Annotated in this window: 17 protein-coding genes; 10 read left to right on the plus strand and 7 right to left on the minus strand. The window is 71.5% G+C overall.

The features are described from left to right. Positions 1-56: 56 nt before the first annotated feature. On the plus strand, positions 57-2,732 hold the full coding sequence (valS, locus tag FRANCCI3_RS06580) for a valine--tRNA ligase (RefSeq protein WP_041257817.1): 2,676 nt from the start codon (positions 57-59) through the stop codon (positions 2,730-2,732). 19 nt (positions 2,733-2,751) lie between these two features. Here valS and FRANCCI3_RS06585 read toward each other — a convergent pair whose 3' ends face one another. The 3 genes from FRANCCI3_RS06585 to FRANCCI3_RS06595 all read right to left on the minus strand — a co-directional run bounded on the left by FRANCCI3_RS06585 (position 2,752) and on the right by FRANCCI3_RS06595 (position 5,309). Continuing rightward, on the minus strand, positions 2,752-4,134 hold the full coding sequence (locus FRANCCI3_RS06585) for a nitrate/nitrite transporter (RefSeq protein ID WP_011435758.1): 1,383 nt from the start codon (positions 4,132-4,134) through the stop codon (positions 2,752-2,754). Between the two features lie 203 nt (positions 4,135-4,337). Further along, positions 4,338-4,856 carry a gamma carbonic anhydrase family protein gene (locus FRANCCI3_RS06590; protein WP_023841686.1) on the minus strand — a complete coding sequence of 173 codons (519 nt, stop codon included), beginning with the start codon at positions 4,854-4,856 and terminating at the stop codon, positions 4,338-4,340. A gap of 126 nt (positions 4,857-4,982) precedes the next feature. Beyond that, positions 4,983-5,309, minus strand: a complete 327-nt coding sequence (locus tag FRANCCI3_RS06595) for a DUF4235 domain-containing protein (protein ID WP_011435760.1) — start codon at positions 5,307-5,309, stop codon at positions 4,983-4,985. 248 nt (positions 5,310-5,557) lie between these two features. Here FRANCCI3_RS06595 and dut point away from each other — a divergent pair, with 248 nt between their 5' ends. The 4 genes from dut (at position 5,558) to FRANCCI3_RS06615 (ending at position 8,328) form a co-directional block, all read left to right on the plus strand. Then, positions 5,558-6,148 carry a dUTP diphosphatase gene (gene dut / locus FRANCCI3_RS06600; RefSeq protein WP_011435761.1) on the plus strand — a complete coding sequence of 197 codons (591 nt, stop codon included), beginning with the start codon at positions 5,558-5,560 and terminating at the stop codon, positions 6,146-6,148. Then, positions 6,129-6,842 carry a DUF3710 domain-containing protein gene (locus FRANCCI3_RS06605; RefSeq protein ID WP_011435762.1) on the plus strand — a complete coding sequence of 238 codons (714 nt, stop codon included), beginning with the start codon at positions 6,129-6,131 and terminating at the stop codon, positions 6,840-6,842. Before dut ends, FRANCCI3_RS06605 begins: the two co-directional genes overlap by 20 nt. A 348-nt stretch (positions 6,843-7,190) precedes the next feature. Continuing rightward, positions 7,191-7,577 (plus strand): OB-fold nucleic acid binding domain-containing protein, encoded by a 387-nt coding sequence (locus FRANCCI3_RS06610; RefSeq protein ID WP_011435763.1) that lies wholly within the window; start codon positions 7,191-7,193, stop codon positions 7,575-7,577. A gap of 40 nt (positions 7,578-7,617) precedes the next feature. Beyond that, positions 7,618-8,328: a DUF3159 domain-containing protein gene (locus FRANCCI3_RS06615; RefSeq protein ID WP_011435764.1), complete on the plus strand. Its 711-nt coding sequence runs from the start codon at positions 7,618-7,620 to the stop codon at positions 8,326-8,328. Positions 8,329-8,357: 29 nt separating this feature from the next. Here the strand turns inward: FRANCCI3_RS06615 and FRANCCI3_RS06620 are convergent, their stop codons facing one another. Continuing rightward, positions 8,358-9,089 (minus strand): potassium channel family protein, encoded by a 732-nt coding sequence (locus tag FRANCCI3_RS06620; protein WP_255353887.1) that lies wholly within the window; start codon positions 9,087-9,089, stop codon positions 8,358-8,360. Positions 9,090-9,119: 30 nt separating this feature from the next. Next, on the minus strand, positions 9,120-9,791 hold the full coding sequence (locus FRANCCI3_RS06625; protein WP_035908790.1) for a potassium channel family protein: 672 nt from the start codon (positions 9,789-9,791) through the stop codon (positions 9,120-9,122). A gap of 129 nt (positions 9,792-9,920) precedes the next feature. Here FRANCCI3_RS06625 and FRANCCI3_RS06630 point away from each other — a divergent pair, with 129 nt between their 5' ends. The 5 genes from FRANCCI3_RS06630 (at position 9,921) to FRANCCI3_RS06650 (ending at position 17,586) form a co-directional block, all read left to right on the plus strand. Next, positions 9,921-11,927 carry an APC family permease gene (locus tag FRANCCI3_RS06630; protein ID WP_011435767.1) on the plus strand — a complete coding sequence of 669 codons (2,007 nt, stop codon included), beginning with the start codon at positions 9,921-9,923 and terminating at the stop codon, positions 11,925-11,927. Beyond that, on the plus strand, positions 11,924-13,390 hold the full coding sequence (locus FRANCCI3_RS06635; protein ID WP_011435768.1) for a class I SAM-dependent RNA methyltransferase: 1,467 nt from the start codon (positions 11,924-11,926) through the stop codon (positions 13,388-13,390). The genes FRANCCI3_RS06630 and FRANCCI3_RS06635 overlap by 4 nt, the downstream gene beginning before the upstream one ends. A gap of 301 nt (positions 13,391-13,691) precedes the next feature. Then, the gene (gene dxs / locus FRANCCI3_RS06640) at positions 13,692-15,659 is read left to right on the plus strand and encodes a 1-deoxy-D-xylulose-5-phosphate synthase (RefSeq protein WP_011435769.1); all 1,968 of its coding nucleotides are present in this window, start codon (positions 13,692-13,694) and stop codon (positions 15,657-15,659) included. 269 nt (positions 15,660-15,928) lie between these two features. After that, positions 15,929-16,927, plus strand: coding sequence for a lysylphosphatidylglycerol synthase domain-containing protein (locus FRANCCI3_RS06645; protein WP_023841682.1), 999 nt, complete (start codon positions 15,929-15,931; stop codon positions 16,925-16,927). A gap of 23 nt (positions 16,928-16,950) precedes the next feature. Beyond that, positions 16,951-17,586 carry a hypothetical protein gene (locus FRANCCI3_RS06650; RefSeq protein ID WP_023841681.1) on the plus strand — a complete coding sequence of 212 codons (636 nt, stop codon included), beginning with the start codon at positions 16,951-16,953 and terminating at the stop codon, positions 17,584-17,586. Between the two features lie 31 nt (positions 17,587-17,617). Here the strand turns inward: FRANCCI3_RS06650 and FRANCCI3_RS06655 are convergent, their stop codons facing one another. Beyond that, positions 17,618-19,765: a 3-hydroxyacyl-CoA dehydrogenase NAD-binding domain-containing protein gene (locus FRANCCI3_RS06655; RefSeq protein WP_011435772.1), complete on the minus strand. Its 2,148-nt coding sequence runs from the start codon at positions 19,763-19,765 to the stop codon at positions 17,618-17,620. Positions 19,766-19,871: 106 nt separating this feature from the next. Next, a complete protein-coding gene (locus FRANCCI3_RS06660) occupies positions 19,872-21,080 on the minus strand; it encodes a thiolase family protein (protein ID WP_011435773.1) in 1,209 nt (402 codons plus the stop codon). Positions 21,081-21,187 lie beyond the last annotated feature (107 nt).

A 21,187-nucleotide genomic window follows, 5' to 3' on the forward strand; every position in this document is an offset into this window, starting at 1 on the left:
CCGGGGGACCTCGGCGGTCGATGACCACGATCGAGGCGCCCGTAGGATCGTTACTTGTGGTTGCGACAGACGGTACGGAACGGTCCACCCGCGCGGTCCCGGCGAAGCCGAGCCTGGACGGCATCGAGGCGCGCTGGTCGACGGTATGGCAGGACGAGGGCACCTACGCGTTCGACCGGACGGTCGACCGCGGGCAGGTCTACTCCATCGACACCCCGCCGCCGACCGTCAGCGGTTCCCTGCACGTGGGGCACGTCTTCTCGTACACCCACACCGACCTGATCGCCCGCTACCAGCGGATGCGGGGTCGCGAGGTCTTCTACCCGATGGGCTTCGACGACAACGGGCTGCCGACCGAGCGCCGGGTCCAGAACTACTTCGCTGTCCGCTGCGAGCCGTCGCTGCCCTACGACCCGGGTTTCACTCCGCCGGACAAGCCCGGCAAGGAGCAGGTCCCGATCTCGCGACGCAACTTCGTCGAGCTCTGCGAGCGGCTGACCCTGGAGGACGAGAAGGGCTTCGAGCAGCTCTGGCGCAGGCTGGGGCTCTCCGTCGACTGGTCGTACACCTACGCGACGATCGACGCCCGGTCGCGGACCGTTGCGCAGCGGGCCTTTCTGCGCAACCTCGCTCGGGGGGAGGCCTATCTTGCCGAGGCCCCGACGCTGTGGGACGTCACCTTCCGTACCGCGGTGGCCCAGGCCGAGCTGGAGGACCGGGACCGCCCCGGCGCGTACCACAGCCTGGCCTTCCCCCGGTCGGGCGTCTCCGCCCCGAGCAGCGGGCTGGACCCGGCGGGCTCCGGGGATCTGGCGGGCTCCGGGGATCTGGCGGACCCGATTGTCATCGAGACGACCCGTCCCGAGCTGCTGCCCGCCTGCGTCGCCCTGGTCGCCCATCCGGACGACCCGCGTTACCAGTCGTTGTTCGGCGCCACGGTGCGGACCCCGCTGTTCGACGTTGAGGTCCCGGTGGTCGCGCACCGGTTGGCCGACCCCGAAAAGGGATCCGGCATCGCGATGATCTGCACCTTCGGCGACCTCACCGACGTGACGTGGTGGCGCGAGCTGCGGCTGCCGGCGCGTGCGGTGATCGGCCGTGACGGCCGGTTCATCCCGGACCCACCGGGCGCCGTCACCTCCGCGGCCGGCCGGGAGCGGTACGCCGAGCTCGCCGGAAAGACCGTGCACAGCGCCCGGGCGCGGATCGTCGAACTGCTCGCCGGGTCCGGCGCGCTGCTCGGCGATCCGCGGCCGATCACCCATCCGGTCAAGTTCTACGAGAAGGGCGACCGGCCGCTGGAGATCGTGACGACCCGCCAGTGGTACCTCCGCAACGGCGGGCGGGACGAGCCGCTGCGGGCCGCGCTGCGTGGACGCGGCCAGGAGCTGCGCTGGTACCCGGACTACATGAAGGTCCGCTACGAGAACTGGGTCGACGGCCTCAACGGCGACTGGCTGATCAGCCGGCAGCGGTTCTTCGGCGTGCCGTTCCCGGTGTGGTACCCGCTGGACGCCGCCGGTGCGCCGCGGTATGACGCGCCGATCGTGCCCGACGAGGCCTCGCTGCCGGTCGACCCGTCCAGCGACGTCCCGCCCGGGTACGCCGCCGAGCAGCGGGGCGTGCCCGGCGGGTTTGCCGCCGACCCCGACGTGATGGACACCTGGGCGACGTCTTCGCTCACCCCACTGATCGCCAGCGGCTGGGAGCACGATACCGATCTGTTCTCCCGGGTCTTCCCGATGGACCTGCGTCCGCAGGCGCACGAGATCATCCGGACCTGGTTGTTCTCGACGGTGGTGCGCACCCACGCCGAGTTCGACGTGCTGCCCTGGTCGAACGCGGCGATCTCCGGTTGGATCCTCGACCCGGACCGTAAGAAGATGTCGAAGTCCAAGGGCAACGTGGTGACCCCGATGGGCCTGCTCGAGGAGCATGGGTCGGACGCGGTCCGTTATTGGGCGGCGTCCGGGCGGCCGGGTACCGACACCGCCTTCGATGTCGGCCAGATGAAGAACGGCCGCCGGCTCGCCATCAAGATCCTCAACGCCAGCCGGTTCGCGCTCGGTCTTGCCGTGACCCCCGACGCCGGGGTCTCCGACGCCGAGGTCTCCGACGCCGAGGCGGCCCCCGCCCCGGCCAGTGAACCGCTGGACCGTGCCCTGCTGGCCGCCTTGGCCGACGTGGTCGACGCCGCCACCGCGGCCTTCGACGGCTACGACTACGCCCGGGCCCTCGAGGTCACCGAGTCGTTCTTCTGGCGGTTCTGTGACGACTACGTCGAGCTTGTGAAGGGCCGGGCGTACGGCTCCTCCGGGGCGGCGGGCGCGGCCTCCGCGCACACCACGCTCTCGGTGGCCCTGTCAGCGCTGCTCCGGCTGTTCGCCCCGGTCCTGCCGTTCGTCACCGAGGAGGTCTGGTCCTGGTGGCGTCCCGGTTCGGTGCACCGGGCGAGCTGGCCGGACGCCGCCGAGATCCGCAAGCTCGCCGAGGGCGCCCGCGTGGAGCTCCTCGGTGCCGTCGGGGCGGCGCTGTCCGGTGTCCGCCGGGCCAAGTCCGAGGCGAAGGTGTCGCAGAAGGCCGAGGTCGCGAGCGTCCGGATCAGCGGCGAGGCCGACCTCGTCGCCCTCGTCGAGTCGGTGGCCGCGGACCTGCGCAGCGCCGGCAGCATCCGGGAGCTCACGCTGAGCCCGACCGGCGGCGAGATCGCCGTCGCCGTCGAACTGGCCTGAACACCGGGCACAGCCGGGATCAGATGCCGGCAAGACGCCTGGCCGAGGGCCGCAGATACACGAACCAGGTCACCACGAAGCACAGCGCGTAGAAGGCGATGAAGGAGATGTACGCCGCGTTGCCGGTCCGGTAGCTCAGGAACGACTGCCGGAAGGCCAGGTTCACCAGCACCCCGCCGAACGCGCCGATCGCGCCGGCCAGGCCGATGAGGGCTCCGGACAGCCGCCGGGCCGAGTGCTGCGCCGCGACCGGGTCGCCACCGGCGTCGATGCTGGCCTGGGCCTTCGCCCGGAAGATCGCCGGGATCATCTTGTACGTCGACCCGTTCCCGACGCCACTGAAGACGAACAGCGCGATGAACCCGACCAGGAACAGAGGAAGCGACTCCGTCAGCGAGGCGACGAGCACGATCGCGGCCGCGGCCGCCATCGCCACGAAGTTGACGAAGGTGACCTTCGCTCCGCCGACGCGGTCCGCCAGGATGCCGCCGGCCGGGCGGATCAGCGAGCCGAGCAGCGGACCGAGGAAGGTCAGGTAGGCGGCCTTGATCGGGGTGCTGAACTGGTCGTGGAACTGCACCTGGAGCACCTGGCCGAACGCGAAGCCGAACCCGATGAACGACCCGAACGTGCCGATGTAGAGCAGCGATATCACCCAGGTGTGACCGTCACGGGCGACGTCGCGCATCGCCCCCCGGTCGTTCTTCGCGCTCGACAGGTTGTCCATGAACAGCGCCGCGCCGAGCGTCACCAGGACGATCAGCGGGATGTAGACGGCAAGGACGACCCGGGGGTGGTCCTTGCCGGCGGTGGCGAGGACGAGCAGGCCGACAAGCTGGATCGCGGCCACCCCCAGGTTTCCGCCGCCGGCGTTCAGCCCCAGGGCCCAGCCCTTCAGCCGCTCCGGGTAGTAAGCGTTGATGTTGGTCATCGAGGAGGCGAAGTTACCGCCTCCGACCCCCGCGACCGCGGCGACGATCAGCAGGGTGGGGTAGGAGACGCCGGGGGAGAGAACGACGGCCGCGAGGATCGTCGGCACGAGGAGCAACGCCGCGCTGAAGATGGTCCAGTTACGCCCCCCGAACCGGGCGACGGCGAAGGTGTAGGGGATCCGCAGCGCACTGCCGACGAGCGCGGGCAGCGAGGTCAACAGGAACTTGCCGGCCGGGTCGATGTGGTAGGCCGGTCCGAGGAACAGGACCGTCACCGCCCACAGCGACCAGATCGAGAACCCGATGTGCTCGGCCAGGATCGAGAAGATCAGGTTTCGGCGGGCGATGCGGGAACCGCCGTTGTTCCAGAAGGTGCGGTCCTCGGGCCGCCAGTCGTCGATCCAGTGGCCGCGTCGGGACGGACCGGTCACGGTGCCGGTAGTCGGGACGCCTTCCAGCGTGGCGCTCATAGATGATCCTCCGAGGTGCGGGTGATGCCACGACGGTAGGAACGCGCCGTTACGTGGCGCGGCGTCGGCTGTGACACTCTCTGAGACATCCGCTCACCTGGGTGGGGACCCAACGGTGAGACCTCGGGCGCACCGGCCGTCGGGCCGTCGGCGGACCCGCCGGGAGGGCTGGGCGAGGCGTGGGTGGCCCGGCGGTCGACCGGTCAGTCGATCCGGCGTAGCTGCTCGCGGTAGTGCTTGCCGTTCGCCACGTAGATCGCGGCCCCGGCGGCGAGGGCACCCGGGGCGACGGAGTCCGGCAGGATCTTCGCCGGCACGCCGAGCGCCCTCGCGCCCGGCGGCACGACCGTGCCGCCCACGACGACCGCGCCCGCGCCGACCAGCGCGCCCCGGCCGATCCGGACCCGGTGGAGTACCACCGAACCGGAACCGACCAGGGCGCCGTCCTCGACGACACAACCCTCCAGGTGAGCCAGATGCCCGACGGTGCAGTCGTCGCCCACTACCGTGGTGAGCTCCTCGGTGGCGTGGATCACCGTGCCGTCCTGGATGGACGTGCGGGCACCGATCTCGATCGTCCCGTAGTCGCCACGCAGCACCGCGCCCGGCCACACCGTGGACTCGGGCCCGATCGTCACCGTGCCGATGACCGTCGCGTCCGGATGGACGTAGGCCGTGGGATCGATGGTGGGGACGGCGTCCCCCAGGGCGTACACGGCCATCCGAGCCTCCCGCTGATCGCGACGCCGCCGATCCGGACGGCGCACCGGTTGATCCCATCGTGCCTGGAAAGGAGCAGCCGGGTACCCCGGAGAGCGGCTCGTGGTCGGTGCTCGTCGGTCACGCGTTCAGTCCTCGGATGCCGTCCACTCCTCGGAGAAGGAGGTCTTCGGGTGGAGCATGCCGGGCGGCGGTGAACCCGTCGCCCGGGCCCATCCGCGCGCGGCCGCGCGCTCGGCCGCCAACCGGCCGATCCCGATCGCGAGACCCGAGATCGCCGCCCAGGCGACGGCCTCCGTCCAGGCGGTGTCCGGGTCCGCCGGGTTGGCCGGCGGGTCGGACTTGCGTACCTTGCGGTACAGGGCGTTCACGACTCGGCTCGCGGCCATGCCCGCGAGCGCGGTCGCCCCTCCGCCGACGATCTTCCATCCCAGCTTTGACGCTGCTTTCGCCACCCCACACCTCTCGTTCCTCGGCGAGGACCATGTCGGTCCGCCCGCCCCCTGCTTACCCCGACCGGCCTGCTTGGCCCCTCGGATCGTCTTGGCCTCTCGGATCATCTGCTATCCGATCACGCCGGGATACGCCCGCCGGAGTCCGGGGCTTGCTGCGGCCCGTCGGACCGGCAGGCCGATGGCGGGACGAGGGCCATGGCCTAGCGTGGGGGTCACGCCCGGACCGGGCACCCTCGACCAGGAGAGCCATGACCGCCACCGATCCGACGACGCCCACCGCCCCGCCCACCGCCCCGCCTCCCGCGTCCGCGGTGCCACTCGCCGTGCAGCCCGCGCCCGCCGTACCGGGTCGGGTGGAGATCCTCGTCCGCCGGTCGGACCGCGAGCTGGCGCTGCCGGCGTACGCCCAGCCGTCGGACGCGGGGGCGGACCTGGTGACGGCCCAGGACGTGACGCTCGGCCCGGGGGAGCGGGCGACGGTCGGAACCGGTCTGAGCATCGCCCTGCCGGCCGGGTACGCGGCGTTCGTCCATCCGCGCAGTGGCCTGGCCGCGCGGCACGGCCTGTCCGTGGTCAACGCCCCGGGAACGGTGGACGCCGGTTACCGTGGAGAAATCAAAGTCGTTCTGATCAATACCGACCGATCTGACACGATCATCCTGCATCGGGGCGACCGGATCGCCCAGCTGGTCGTGCAGCGCGTGGAGCACGCCGTGTTCCGGGAGGTCGATGAGCTGCCGGCCTCGGTGCGCGGAAGCGGCGGGTTCGGCTCCACGGGGGGTTTCGGGTCCGCCGGGGGGGCAGGAAAGGAGACCACCGGTGTTCGGACGAGGACGTAGGGAGTTCGACCGTCGCGGGGCCTCCGAGATGGACGTCCCCGAGAAGGTCACCTCGCGGGGCTCGTCGGAGCCCGATGGTCCCTACGACATCGCGCAGGCACCCGATGACGACGTGCATCGCCTCGATCTCGGGTCGTTGCGGATTCCGGCGCTCGACGGCATGCAGGTGCAGTTCCAGGTCGAGGAGTCGACCGGCAAGCCGCTGACGGTGCTGGTGACCGACGGGCGCAGCGCGATGGAGCTCTCCGTCTTCGCGGCGCCGAAGAGCCGGGGCCTGTGGGACGAGGTGCGGGCCGAGATCCTGGAGACCATTCAGGGGGGCGGTGGGTCGGAGGCGGACGGTCGCTACGGCCCCGAACTGCGGATGAGCTTGCCGACCGGGCGGCCGGGCGAGACCGTGCCGGGCCGGATGATCGGTGTGGACGGTCCGCGCTGGTTTCTGCGGGCGGTGGTGACTGGCGCGGCCGGACAGGATCCGGCGGCCGGCCCCCTCCTGGACGCCGCGTTGCGCAATCTGATCATTTCTCGTGGTGACGGCGCGATGCCGGTGCGGGATCCGTTGCCCCTGAGGCTGCCTAAAGAGATCACCGATCACCCCGATCACCCCGATGGTTCCGGCGGACCGGTCGCCTCGGCGACCAGCGGACGGCCCGAGATGCCCGTGCGCGGTGCGCGTATAGCCGAGATCCGCTGACCGCCCTGTGCCCGGGGTCCCCGCATTGCGCCGAAGGCGCCCGATGGTTCTCCCAGGAGGGTCACCGGAGGTGATTCGACGGAGACCCCGTACGGCGCCCTGTGCCCGGGGTCCCCGCATTGCGCCGAAGGCGCCCGATGGTTCTCCCAGGAGGGTCACCGGAGGTGATTCGACGGAGACCCCGTACGGCGCCCTGTGCCCGGGGTCCCCGCATTGCGCCGAAGGCGCCATGCGGGGCGGGCACATTGAGTACCGGTCATGCGTTGCATGAGACGTGTTGAACGTGCTGGACGTGCTCGAGCCGCAGTTGCTTGCGCCGAGTCGCCGGCGAGCCGGATCGGAGGAGCCGTGGGCGAGTCACGCGGCTGGTTGGGGCGCAAGCTCCACAGACTGACAGCAGGGACGAGCGAGCTCGACGCCGAGGACCTCCAGGCGGCCTCGGCGGCGGCGGGTGCCGCCCCGATGAGCGGCTGTCGTGACCGGGACGAGATCTGCGTCGCGGGTACCATCCAGGCCGTGACGGTACGTGCGCGGTCGGGTGCACCGGCCCTGGAGGTCGACATCTACGACGGTAGCGGCACCGTCACGTTGGTCTTCCTCGGCCGCCGGGACATCCCGGGCCTGCGGGCTGGCGCGTCGGTCAAGGCCTCCGGGCGCGTTACCGTGCAGGAGAACCGTCCGATCATCTTCAACCCGCGTTACGAACTACTCCCCGTTCCGTCGGCGAGCGCCTAGGTCGGCGGGTCCGCCCAACCCGACGGGATCCCAACCAGACATGCCACGTACGCCATCTCCCGACACGCCGCCGATGACGATGTCCGAGGCCATCGGCGGCCCACGGGGGATCATCGACAGCTCCGTGCCCACCGTGGCGTTCGTGACGGTGAACGCCGAGGCCGGACTGACCGCCGGCATCGCGGTCGCCATTGCCACGGCGGCCGCTCTGCTGGCGCTGCGCATCGTGCGCCGTGAGCCGACCCAGCAGACCTTCTCGGGGTTGTTCGCCGTGGCGGTCGCCGCATTCGTGGCCTCTCGTACCGGGAATGCGAAGGGGTTCTTCCTGCCCAGCATCGCGAAGAACGCGCTCTGGGGGGTGGTGGCCCTGCTGTCGATCGTCCTGCGCCGGCCGGTGGCGGGGTATCTCATGGCCGGTCTGGACAGCCGCTATGCGAGCTGGCAGCGGGTACCCTGCCAGCGGCGGGCCGCGGTGTGGGCGACGGTGGTCTGGATCGCTGTGTTCGGTGTGCGGTTCGTCGTGCAGGGGGTGCTCTACCTCGCCGACCAGCCCGGCTGGCTGGCCGCGGCCAACATCGCCCTGGGACTTCCGCTGTTCGGTGTCGCGGTGTTGGCCAGCTTCGCCATCGTCCGCCGGATCGCACCGCTGCCCCCCGCCGCCACCGACTCGACGGTCGTGGCCGGCGAGGTGCTGGCCGAGGACGCCCCGCGCGGCGAGCCCCCGCGCGGCGAGCGGCGGCCTGCCGGCTGACCGCCTCCGCATCGCCAGCCTGTCGCGCGTCAGCCCGGCGCGCCCGCGCCTGCCGGCGCCTGACCGAGCAGCACAGCGAGCTTCTCCTCGGCCTCGGCATTTGTCGTGACCGCGAGAATCTCGTCGCCGTCTTCCAACGTGGCGTCGGGCGAGGGAACGACCGCCCGTCCGTCACGCAGGATCACCACCAAGGCGCTGTCCGCCGGCAGGGTGATCTCGCTGAGCCGCTGGCCGATCACCGGCGCGTTCTCGGCCAGCGTCAGCTCGACGAGGGATGCATCGCTCTGCCGGAACCGCATCAGCTGGACGAGGTCGCCGACGCTGACGGCCTCCTCGACCAGAGCCGTGATTAGGCGCGGCGCGGACACCGCCACGTCCACCCCCCACGACTCGGTGAACAGCCACTCGTTCTTGGGATGGTTGACCCGCGCCACTACCCGGGGCACGCCGAACTCGGTCTTCGCGAGCAACGAGACGACGAGGTTCACCTTGTCGTCCCCGGTGGCGGCCACCAGGACGGTGTACTCATTCAGCCCGGCCGCGTCGAGTTGGGACAGCTCGCAGGCGTCCGCGAGCAGCCACCGGGCCTCCGGTAGCGCGTCGGTCCGGATCTTCTGCGGATCCCGCTCGATGATGAGCACCTCGGAGCCGTTCTCCAGCAGTTCGGCGGCGATGGACCGGCCGACCTTGCCCGCCCCCGCGATCACCACCCGGCGCACGCTCATCGCTTCTCCTCTTCGCGCGGCATCGTCTACCCGGATCTACCCGGATCTGCCCAGATCTGCCCGGATCTACCCGGAGTCCTTGCCGTCCGGCCCGGTGCGCAGCACCGTGTCCGCCTCGGAGGCGTGCGCCTTCGTCACCGCCACGTGCACCACGTCACCGTCCTGGACGAGGGTGCGGGCATCGGGCAGGACACCCTCGCCGAACCGGGTCACGCAGGCCACCCGTACCCCGGCGGACTCCTCCAACTCCCGGATCCGGCGGCCCACCCAGGCGGGTCCGGGTGGGATAGCGGCCAGCAGCACCGAGCCCGACGGGTCGGACCACTGCGGCGTGACAGCGTCGGGTAGGAGCCGGTCGAGGATCTGGTCCCGGGTCCAGCGCACCGTGGCGACGGTGGGGATACCGAGCCGCTCGTAGACCTCGGCCCGGCGGGGATCGTAGATCCGCGCGACGACCCGCTCGACCCCGAACATCTCGCGGGCCACCCGGGCGGCGATGATGTTCGAATTGTCCCCGCTGGAGACGGCGGCGAACGCGGCGGCCTGCTCGATGCCCGCCTCGATGAGGGTGTCGCGGTCGAAGCCCATCCCGGTGACCCGCAGACCGGTAAAATCCTGCGGTAGCCGCCCAAACGCGGCGGGGTTCTGGTCGATGATTGCCACTGAGTGGCCGAACCGTTCGACGCTGCGGGCAAGCGCGGAGCCGACTCGGCCGCAGCCGAGGATCACGACGTGCACAAGGGTTGAGGGTAGTCCGATCCGGGCTGACCGGCGCAGGTCACGTGGCCGGATCTCCGGATACGGAGTATCTGTGTGCCACGTCACACTGATACTGAACTGCGTGGCTGGCGTCGGTAGCATCGCCGCGTGGCGCTCACGGACCGCCTCAAGCGCGGTTTCGTCGGTCGACCGATCGGGAGCGACCGGCTTGGGGAGACATTGCTCCCTAAACGCATCGCTTTGCCCGTCTTCGCGAGCGATGCCCTTTCCTCGGTGTCGTACGCGACCGAGGAGATCCTGCTTGTCCTGTCGCTGGGTGGGCTGGCCTTCTACCACATCTCGCCCTGGCTTGCTGGAGCCGTCGCCATCCTGATGCTGACGGTGGTGGCGTCCTACCGGCAGAACGTGCACGCCTACCCGAGCGGCGGCGGCGACTACGAGGTCGTCTCGGTCAACCTGGGCCCGCGGGCCGGCCTGCTGGTGGCCAGTTCCCTGCTGGTTGACTACGTCCTCACGGTCGCGGTGTCGGTGTCGGCCGGTGTCGCGAACCTGACGTCCGCTATCACCGGGCTCGCCGCGCACAAGGTGCTCCTCGCGGTCGTCATCGTCGTCCTACTGACGATAATGAACCTGCGTGGGGTGCGCGAGTCCGGCACGGCGTTCGCCATCCCGACCTACGGCTTCGTGCTCGGCATCTTCGTAATGATCGTCACCGGGCTGGTCCAGGCGGCCGTCGGTCATCCGCCGCGGGCCGAGAGTGCTGGGTACCAGGTGGTCGCCGAGCGTGACTACGCGGGATTCGCCCTGGTGTTCCTGGTGTTGCGGGCGTTCGCCTCGGGATGCACGGCGCTCACCGGGGTCGAGGCGATCAGTAACGGGGTGCCCGCGTTCCGGAAGCCCAAGAGCCGCAACGCCGCGACCACCCTGCTGATGCTGGGGCTTATCGCAGTCACGATGTTCGGCGGCGTCACCGCGCTGGCTCTGATCTCCGACGTGCATGTCGCTGAGCACACCGGGGACCTGATCGGCGCCAGTGGTGAGCAGCGGACCGTGATCGCCCAGGTCGCCGCCGCCGTCTTCGGGGACGGATCGCCCGGCTTCGGCTACATCGCCGTCGTCACCGCTCTCATCCTGATGCTGGCGGCGAACACCGCCTTCAACGGCTTCCCGGTGCTGGGTTCGATCCTCGCCCGCGACGGCTACCTGCCGCGTCAGCTATACACCCGCGGTGACCGACTGGCCTACTCCAACGGGATCGTGCTGCTCGCCGGCTTCGCGATCCTGCTGATCGTCGTGTTTGACGCGCAGGTCACCGCCCTGATCCAGCTCTACATCCTCGGGGTCTTCATCTCGTTCACCCTCAGCCAGACCGGGATGGTGCGGCACTGGGCACGCATCCTGCGCTCGGACGACCCGGCGGCGTCCGATCCGGCCGCCCGCCGGCGGATCCGCCGGTCTCAGGCGATCAACTTCTTCGGCGCCTGCCTCACCGGCACCGTGCTGATCCTCGTGCTGGTCACGAAGTTCACCCACGGTGCCTGGATCGTCTGTCTGGCTATCCCGATCATCTTTCTCGGGATGCGGGGGATCAGGGCTCACTACGACCGGGTCGCGGTCGAACTCACCCCGGAACCCGGGCCGCCGACCCTGCCCTCCCGGATCCACGCCGTCGTCCTCGTCAGTAAGATCCATGCCCCGACACTGCGGGCCCTGGCCTACGCCAAGGCGTCGCGGCCGCACAGCCTCGTCGCGGTCACGGTCGCCGTCGACCAGGCGGAGGCCGATCGGCTCCGCAAGGCGTGGACGGAGCGGGGGATCACCGTCGATCTCGTGGTGCTGGCCTCCCCCTACCGGGAGGTGACCCGCCCGGTGCTGGACTACGTCGCCCGGATCAGGCGGGAGAGCCCCCGCGACGTCGTCGCCGTCTACGTCCCGGAGTACGTCGTCGGTCACTGGTGGGAGCATCTCCTGCACAACCAGAGCGCGCTGCGGCTCAAGGCCCGGCTGCTCTTCCAGCCCAGCGTCATGGTCACCAGCGTGCCCTGGCAGCTCGCCTCGTCCAGGCTGGCCGAGCAGCGGTTCGAACGAACCGGGGCGGGCGCGGTGCGACAGGGCCGGGCCACGCTTCCCGGCCCGTTGGAGCGGAAGCGGTGAGTCGACAGCGTCGGCCCGCGCGATCGCGCGTCTTCGGGGGCACCGCACGGCAGGCCCGCGTGCCGGGGATCGCGGTCGGCTCGCTGCTCGACCTCGACGTCGGGCCGGTGGCCCACGGCGGCTTCTGCGTCGCCCGCTCGGGCGGTCGGGTGGTGTTCGTCCGCCATGCCCTGCCCGGCGAACGGATTCGTGCCCGAGTTACCGACGCCTCCCACGAGCGGTACTGGCGGGCGGACGCGGTCGCCGTCCTGACGCCCTCGCCGGACCGGGTGGTCGCGCCCTGCCCGCACGCCGGTCCAGGGTTGTGCGGGGGGTGCGACTGGCAGCATGCCGGCCTCGCGGCGCAGCGGCGCGGTAAGGCCGAGGTCGTGGCCGACGCCCTTCGGCGGTTCGGCGGCCTCGACGCCCGGGTCAGCCCCGCGCACGCCGGGTCCGGCCTAGGGACGGCGGCCGAGGCCGGACCCGGCGCCGAGCCGGCGCTGGAGGTGCTGGTCGAGGCGGTGCCCGTCGGCGGTCCGGAGCGGCTGACCGGATCCGACCGGCCCGGTGGCGCCGACGACGGACTGGCGTGGCGGACCCGGATGCGCTTCGCGGTGACGGCCGGCGGCGAGGTCGGGCTGCGGGCGAGCCGCTCGCACGAGGTGGTGGCGACGCCGGACTGCCGCATCGCCCACCCCCTCGTCCTCGCGGCGCTCGCCGGCCGGCGGTTTCCTGGGGCCGACGCCGTCGAGGTCGCGGCCAGCCCGGCGACCGGGCAGGTGGCCGTGGCGGTGCATCCCGCCGGTGCCGGGACGGTCGTCAACGACGAGCACGCCGGGACCGGCGAGGATCCCGGGGAGGTCGGAGCCCCCGGGGAGGTCGTCGAGGTGGTGGGGGGGCGGAGGTTCCGGCTCGGGCCGGAGGTGTTCTGGCAGGTCCATCCGGCGGCTCCCGGCGTGCTGGTGGACGCGGTCCGCGAGGCCCTGCGTCCCCGAGCCGGGGAGACCGCGCTCGACCTGTATGCCGGGACGGGCCTGTTCGCGGCGTTCCTCGCGGAGGATGTCGGCGCCGCTGGCCGCGTCATCGCGCTGGAGTCCGACGCCGCGTCGGTCGCGGCCGCGGCGAACAACCTCGCCGATCTGCCATGGGTCTCGCTGCGGGCGTTGCGGGTGACGCCGGCTACCGTTCGTGGGGTGGTCGGTACGGGCGGGCCGGCCGGCCGGGTCGATCTCGCGGTGCTCGACCCGCCGCGCACCGGGGCGGGCCCGGCGGTGGTGGCCGCGCTGCTCGCCCATCGCCCCCGCGCGGTCGCCTACGTCGCCTGCGATCCTGTCGCGCTGGGTCGGGACCTCGCCGCCGCGGCGGCCGCGGGCTACGACCTCGTCGTGTTGCGCGCCTTCGACCTGTTTCCGATGACCGCCCACGTCGAGTGCGTGGCACTGCTCGAGCCGCGCGGCGCGGACCGGAATCCGAACCTGGTGTGATTGCGTCGGTACCAGAAGTGTCGCCGGAAGGCCGTGGACTCCACTTCCGGCCGCTCCCGACACGACCTGGTCGTGCCGGCGTGTCGCCCGCGCGCCACGCCGACAGAGTGTGTGCATCCGCGTACTCGGATCCGGACCAATAGTGGACAACCGGGGAGGTGGATTCTACCGCGATCAGGCCTATTGCCTGACGGTCTACGAGGAACTCACATGTCGGGTGCCCGTCTGCAAGGGGCCAGACGGGCTGCGTAGACTTTGCCGGACCCGGACCGATCCCCTTTCGGGAGAGGGAGTTCACGCCGTGTCGCTTCTGTCCACGATCAGTAGTCCGCAGGACGTCAAGCGCCTCGACCACGAGGAGCTCGCCACCCTGGCGGCCGAGATCCGTGATTTCCTCATTCACGCAGTCGCGCGTACGGGAGGTCACCTCGGGCCGAATCTGGGGGCTGTCGAGCTGACGTTGGCAATACATCGTGTGTTTGATTCGCCATTCGACCGCATCCTTTGGGACACCGGCCATCAGTCCTATGTGCACAAGATTCTGACCGGCCGGGCGGACGATTTCTCCGGGCTGCGCCAGCGGGGTGGCCTTTCCGGCTACCCCAGCCGGGCCGAGTCCGAGCACGACATCATCGAGAATTCGCACGCCTCGACCGCCCTGTCCTACGCCGACGGGCTGTCGCGTGCCTACGCGCTGCGTGGTGAGGACCGGGCCGTCGTCGCCGTCGTCGGTGACGGCGCCCTGACCGGCGGGATGTGCTGGGAGGCGCTGAACAACATCGCCGCCGACGACCGGCCCGTCGTCATCGTCGTCAACGACAACGGCCGCTCCTACGCACCGACGATCGGCGGCCTCGCCGACCACCTCGCCGCGCTGCGGCTGGCGCCCGAGTACGAGCAGGTCCTCGACGTCGTCAAGCAGGTCCTCGGCCGCACCCCGCTGGTCGGCCCCCCGCTGTTCGACGCGCTGCACGGCATCAAGAAGGGCATCAAAGACGTCGTCCAGCCGCAGGGCATGTTCGAGGACCTCGGCCTGAAGTACGTCGGCCCGGTCGACGGCCACGACGTCGTCGCGGTCGAGTCGGCCCTGCGCCGGGCTCGGGATTTCGGCGGGCCCGTCATCGTCCACTGCGTGACCCGCAAGGGCTTCGGCTACCCGCCGGCGGAGCAGGACGACGCCGACAACTTCCACGGCGTCGGCATCATCGACCCGGCGACCGGCAAGCCGGTGTCGACGTCGAAGACCATCAGCTGGACGAGCATCTTCTCGGACGAGATCGTGCAGATCGGTTCCGAGCGGCCCGACGTCGTCACGCTGACCGCCGCGATGCTCCAGCCGGTTGGTCTCGGCGCCTTCGCCAAGGCCTACCCGGACCGGGTGTTCGACGTCGGTATCGCCGAGCAGCACGCCGTCACCTCGGCCGCCGGGCTCGCGATGGGTGGGCTCAAGCCCGTCGTGTGTCTCTACGCCACGTTCCTCAACCGCGCGTTCGACCAGGTCCTGATGGACGTCGCCCTGCACCGCCAGCCCGTGACGTTCGTGCTCGATCGGGCCGGCATCACCGGGGAGGACGGGGCGTCGCACAACGGCATGTGGGACCTGTCGTTCCTGCAGGTCGTCCCGGGGCTCGCGATCGCCGCCCCGCGGGACGCGCCGACCCTGCGGGCGGAGCTGCGTGAGGCCGTGGGTGACACCGACGGCCCGACCGTCGTGCGTTTCCCCAAGGGCAAGGTCGCCGTGGACGTGCCGGCGATTGACACGGTCGGCGGGGTGGACGTGCTCTACCGTTCGCCGAAGGTGGCCCAGCGCCGCGAGGTGCTGCTGGTCTCCATCGGCGCGATGGCCGCCACCTGCCTGGAGGTCGCGGAGCGGGTCGCGAGCCAGGGCATCGGCATCACCGTTGTCGACCCGCGGTGGGTCAAGCCACTGGACCCGGCGCTGATCGATCTTGCCCGCGCCCACGACCTCGTCGTCACCGTCGAGGATAACGGCCGGGTCGGCGGGGTCGGGGCGGCGCTGGCCCAGCTGCTGCGCGACGCCGACGTTGACGTGCCCCTGCGGGACTTCGGCATCGCCCAGCGCTTCCTCGACCACGGCAAGCGGGACGAGGTCATGGCCGAGGTCGGGCTTGCCCCGCAGGACCTCGCCCGCAAGGTCGTCGAGGCCGTCGCGAAGCGCCAGCCGGCGATCGAGGACGACCCGACCTCGCCCGGCGAAGCGGCCCCGGCGGGCGAGCGGGCCGGCGAGGCCATCGGCGACCAGCGCTGACCGCGGCGCGCTGACCCCGGTGCTCTGACTCGGGTGCGCTGATCCCGGTGCTCTGACTCGGGTGCGCTGATCCCGGACGCACCCGGGTGCCGCCCGGTCATCGGGGTCCGACGGGCAAGGACCCGCCACCGTGTCGGGATCCGCCACCGTGTCGGGATCCGCCACCGTGTCGGGATCCGCCACCGTGTCGGGATCCGCCACCGTGTCGGGCCGCCACCGTGTCGGGGCCCGGCGCGGTGGCGGCCCGACCGCCGTCCTAGGCTGACCAGGTGGGTGAGCACACCGTGTCGGCGCGCCAGGGCGCCGCCTCCCGCCGCCGGGCTGGGCACGGCCCACGCTGGTGGGCCGTGCGTGGTGCGCTTCTGGTGGCCCTCGGGCTACTGGTTCTCGCCATGGTCAGCCAGTGGAACGAGATCGAGGAGTCCGTCCGCTCGCTCACCGTGGGCGGCGTGGTGGCCTCGGGTGTGGTCACCGTGCTTGCCGTCGGTACCACCGTGTTGTCCTGGCGGGCGTTGCTGGGGGGGTTGGGCGCCGCGCTTCCCCTGCGGGCCGCCGTGCGGATCTTCTTCGTCGGGCAGATCGGCAAATATATCCCGGGCAGCGTGTGGCCGGTGCTCGCGCAGATGGAGCTCTCCCGCGACCACGGCGTCTCCCGGCCGAAGGCGGCTTCGGCGAGCCTGGTCGTGTTGGCGCTCGCGGTGCCGAGCGGGGGGCTCGCCGCGGCGGTCACCCTGCCGTTCGTCTCCGCGCAGGCGCTCGCCGACTACTGGTGGGCGCTGGCGGTCGTGCCCGTCTTCGTCGTCGTGCTCTGTCCCCCGGTGCTGTCCCGCCTGCTGGCGCTGGCATTCCGGCTGCTGCGCCGCCCACCGCTGACCGAACCGCTGCCCCCGCGGGCCGTCGCCGCCGGAGCCGGCTGGTTGCTGCTCAGCTTCTGCTGCTACGGGGTGGCGACCTGGCTGCTCGTCCGGGATCTGCATCCGGCGGTCGGTGGCGGCCGGCTGTTGCTGCTCTCCCTCGGGGCCTATGCCCTGGCCTGGACCGCCGGATTTCTGGTACTGGTGCTGCCCGCCGGGGCGGGGGTGCGGGAGGCGGTGCTGGTGCTGGCGCTGGCGCCGGCGGTCGCCAGCGGGCCGGCGACCCTGGTCGCGTTGGTGGCGCGGCTTCTCGCCACGATCGCCGACCTGGTCTGGGCGCTCGTCGGTGTCGCCCTACGGCAGCGGGGTGCTCGGCTGTTGTGTACTGATGATGCGATGCAGGAGCGAATGTGAGGAAAGTGGGAGGAGGGTGGGGGGTGCACCATGACCCGCAACGGCCACCCGGGTGGCCCCCGCCCGTCCCGCCGATCTCGTGGGGCGGCCCCGGGTGGCCGGGCGGGCCGCCGGCACCCCGCCGTAGTCGGGCCCGGTGGCTGATCCCGCTCGTCCTCGTGCTCGCCCTCCTGACCGGCGCGGGCGGAACCGGTCTGTTCCTGCTCCTCCGCTCCACCGACGGCCCTGCCAACGCCGTCCGCGCCTACCTGATGGAGGTCAGGGACTCGCGCTACGAGGCCGCTTACGTCCGCCTCTGCCCGTCGGTCCAGGAACGCCGCCCAGCGTCCGAGTTCGCCATCATCATGCGGGCTCTGGACGATGTCCAGGGCGGTATCGCCTCGTTCGCCGTGCGAAGAGTGCAGATCCACCGGTCCGTGGGTTCCCCGACGGTCCGGGAGGTTCAGGTCGACGTCCGGCGCGGCAGCGCCGCGGCGAGCCACGAGACGTACCAGGTGGGAAAGGAATCCGGAAGCTACTGCCTGCTGACGCCCGGCGCCCCGTTCTCCTTGGACCCGTCGCTGCCCCCGGATCTTCAGCAGCCGGGCCCGTTCGATGATTCCCCCGGCGATGGCCGACGCGGCGGTGGCGACGACGAGCCACCGGTCCGCACGGCCTGACCGGCGCCGATGGTCAGGGCGGCCGATTGGATCAGCGCAGGGTGGCGACCCCCGGCGGGGCGAAGCGCTGCCCGGTGACGGCCTCGCTGATGCCGCTACGGTCCAGGTAGGGCGTGATGCCGCCGAGGTGGAACGGCCAGCCGGCGCCGAGGATCATGCACAGGTCGATGTCGGCGGCCTCCGCGACGATCTTCTCGGTCAGCATCAGATGGATCTCCTCGGCGAGCGCCCGCAGCGCCGCCTCGCGTACCTCGTCCCCGGTCAGCGGGGTGGCGGCCGGGGACGGCGTGAAGATGAGCGCGGCGGCGTCCGGGTCGACGGTCTGGACGCCGTCCGGGCCCGTGGTGTAGACGCCGCTCCGGCCCGCCTCGACCAGCCGGGCGAGAGCCGTCGGCCGCCGGAACCGGTCCGGGAACGCCGCGTGCAGTGTCTCCGCGACGTGCAGGGCGACCGGCGGCCCGACGAGGGCGAGCAGGGTCATCGGGGACATCGGCAGCCCCAGCGGATCGAGGGCGTGGTCGGCCTCCTCGAGCGGCGTACCGCCCTCTGTCGCGCCGAGCACCTCCCCGAGGAACCGCGTCAGCAGCCGGTTGACGACGAACGCCGGGGCATCGGCGACCAGGACCGCGTTCTTCTTCAGGTTCTTCGCCACGGCCAGCGTCGTCGCGATGGTGGCGTCGTCGCTGCGGGCAGCGCGGACCACCTCGACCAGGGGGAGGACCGACACCGGATTGAAGAAGTGCAGCCCGGCTACCCGTTCGGGATGATCGAGCCCAGCGGCCATCTCGGTGACCGACAGCGCCGAGGTGTTCGTCAGGAGCACGGCCGTGGGCGCCACGACGGCCTCGAGCTCCGCGAGCACGGTCCGCTTGACGGCCAGGTTCTCGAAGACGGCCTCGATGACGAGGTCCGCGTCCGCGAAGGCGTCCTTGGTCAGGGATCCGGTGACGTTCGCCTTGTAGCGGTTCGCCTGGTCGGGGGTGATGCGGTGGCGCAGCAGGAGGTTGTCGACCTCCTGGTGGACCCCCGCGACCCCGGCGTCGAGCCGGGCCTGGTCGATGTCGGTGAGCACCACCGGCACCTCGAGCCGGTGCGCGAACACGAGGGCGAGCTGGCTTGCCATGAGGCCGGCGCCGACCACCCCGACCTTCGTCACGGGCCGGGCCAGCGCCGGGTCCGGCCCGCCCACCGGCCGCTTCGCCCGCTTCTGCACGAGGTCGAAGGAGTACAGGCTGGCGGCGAGTTCGTCGCTGACGGACAGATCGGCGAGGGCCTCGGTCTCGGCCGCGTACCCGGTGGCGCGGTCGGCGGTCTCGGCGAGCGCGAGGAGGTCCAACGCCCGGTAGGCGGCCGGCGCGGCCCCGTGCAGCTTCGCGTCGGCGAGCGTCCGGCCCCGTGCGATCGCCTCCGCCCAGCCCGCCCCCCGCTCGACCGGCGCGCGGGCGGCCACCGGGTCGACATCGCCGCGCAGCACCTGGCCCACCCAGCGCAGCGCCTCCGCCAGGAAGTCCGCCGGCTCCAGCAGCACGTCCCCGAGACCCAGCTCGAACGCCTGCCGGCCGCGCAGCATGCGGTTCTGGCTGAGCGCGTTGCCGATGACGACGGACACCGCCCGTTCGGCGCCGATGAGGTTGGGCAGCAGCTGGGTGCCGCCCCAGCCCGGGACGAGGCCGAGGAAGACCTCTGGGAAGGCGAGTGCGGGAATGCCGGCGGACAGCGCCCGGTAGTCGCAGTGCAGGGCCAGCTCCAGCCCGCCGCCCAGCGCCGCCCCGTTGACGAGGGCGAAGGTCGGGACCTTCCGGTCACCCAGGCGACCCTCACCCACCCGGGCGAAGGCCTCGTGCCCGAGGCGGCCGAGCGCCGCGAGCGAGGGGCGGATCCGCTCCGGGTCGGTGAGCGATGAGCGGAAGGACAGGTCCGCACCCACGCTGAAGATGAACGGCTTGCCGGTGACGGCGATCGCGGCGACCGGCGGGTCGTGCGCCTCGATCTCGTCGACGGCGGCGAGCAGGGACCGCAGGCCGGCCGGGCCGAAGGTGTTCGGCCGGGTGTGGTCATGACCGTTGTCGAGGGTGATCAGGGCGACGGGCCCGGCCACCTCGGGCAGCCGCGCGTAGCGGACGTGGGCGGCCGTGACGACCTCGCCCGGGAAGGACAGGGTCACCTCGTCGATGGTCATGGATCTCCCCTCGGTTCCGCCGCGGGCCCGGTCGTGTCGGACGGGTCGTCCCGGGTCGGTCGTCGTGCCTGCTCGGTCGTCGTGCCTGCTCGGTCGTCGTACCTGCTCAGTTGGCCGCGGCGTGGTGCGGATTCGCCCAGATCGTGGTGGCGCCCATGCCGAGACCCACGCACATCGCCGTCATGCCATAGCGCACCTCGGGATGCTCGGCGAACTGCCGGGCGAGCTGGGTCATCAGGCGCACCCCGCTGGACGCCAGTGGGTGACCGAACGCGATGGCCCCGCCGTACGGGTTGACCCGGGGATCGTCCTCGGCGATGCCGAAGTGGTCGAGGAAGGCCAGGACCTGCACGGCGAAGGCCTCGTTCAGCTCGAACAGGCCGATGTCGTCGATGGTCAGGCCGGTGCGGGCCAGCGCCTTCTCCGTCGACGGGATCGGCCCGACGCCCATCACCTCGGGGGGGACTCCGGCGAACGCGAAACCCACCAGGCTCATCTTCGCCGGCAGGCTTAGCTCGGCCGCCACCTCGGCGGCGGCGAGCAGGCAGCCGGTGGCGCCGTCGTTGAGCCCGGCGGAGTTGCCCGCGGTCACCCGCCCGTGCGGCCGGAACGGCGTGCGCAGCCCGGCGAGCCCCGCCTGCGTGGTGTCCGGTCGCGGCGGCTCGTCGACGGTGACGAACTCCCAGCCCGTCTCGACGTGCCGGGCGGCCACCGGGACGAGGTCGGGCTGGATCTGACCGTTCGCGTACGCCTTGGCGACCTTCTCCTGGGAGGCCAGAGCGAAGGCGTCCGCCCGCGATTTGGTGATCTTGGGGTACCGGTCGTGCAGGTTCTCGGCGGTCGAGCCCATCACCAGCGCGGAGGTGTCCACGAGCCGTTCGGCGACGAACCGGGGGTTGAGGTCGGCGCCTTCGCCCATCGGGTGGCGGCCCATGTGTTCCACCCCGCCGGCCACGGCCACGTCGTAGGCGCCGACGGCGATCGACGAGGCCGTCGTGGTCACCGCCGTGACGGCGCCTGCGCACATCCGGTCGATCGCGAAGCCCGGCACCGTTTCCGGCAACCCGGACAGGATGGCGGCGACCCGGCCGATGGTCAGGCCTTGATCGCCGATCTGGGTGGTGGCCGCGATCGCCACCTCGTCGATCCGCTCGGGGGGGAGGGAAGGATTGCGTCGCAGCAGCTCCCGGATCACCCGCACGATCAGATCGTCGGCACGGGTCTCGGCGTAGACGCCCTTGGCCTTCCCGAACGGGGTTCGGACCCCGTCGACGAACACGACGTCGCGTACGAAGTTTCTGGATGATCCGAACACGGGACCTCCCGACCCGCGGCCGCCACCGACCGCCGGTTCGTCGCCGTCGAACGTCGGCCGTTGTCCGAAACCCGGTTCCAGGGCCTGGACAGCCAGCCGGCACCGGC

This window comes from Frankia casuarinae (assembly GCF_000013345.1).
GTDB classification, from domain to species: domain Bacteria; phylum Actinomycetota; class Actinomycetes; order Frankiales; family Frankiaceae; genus Frankia; species Frankia casuarinae.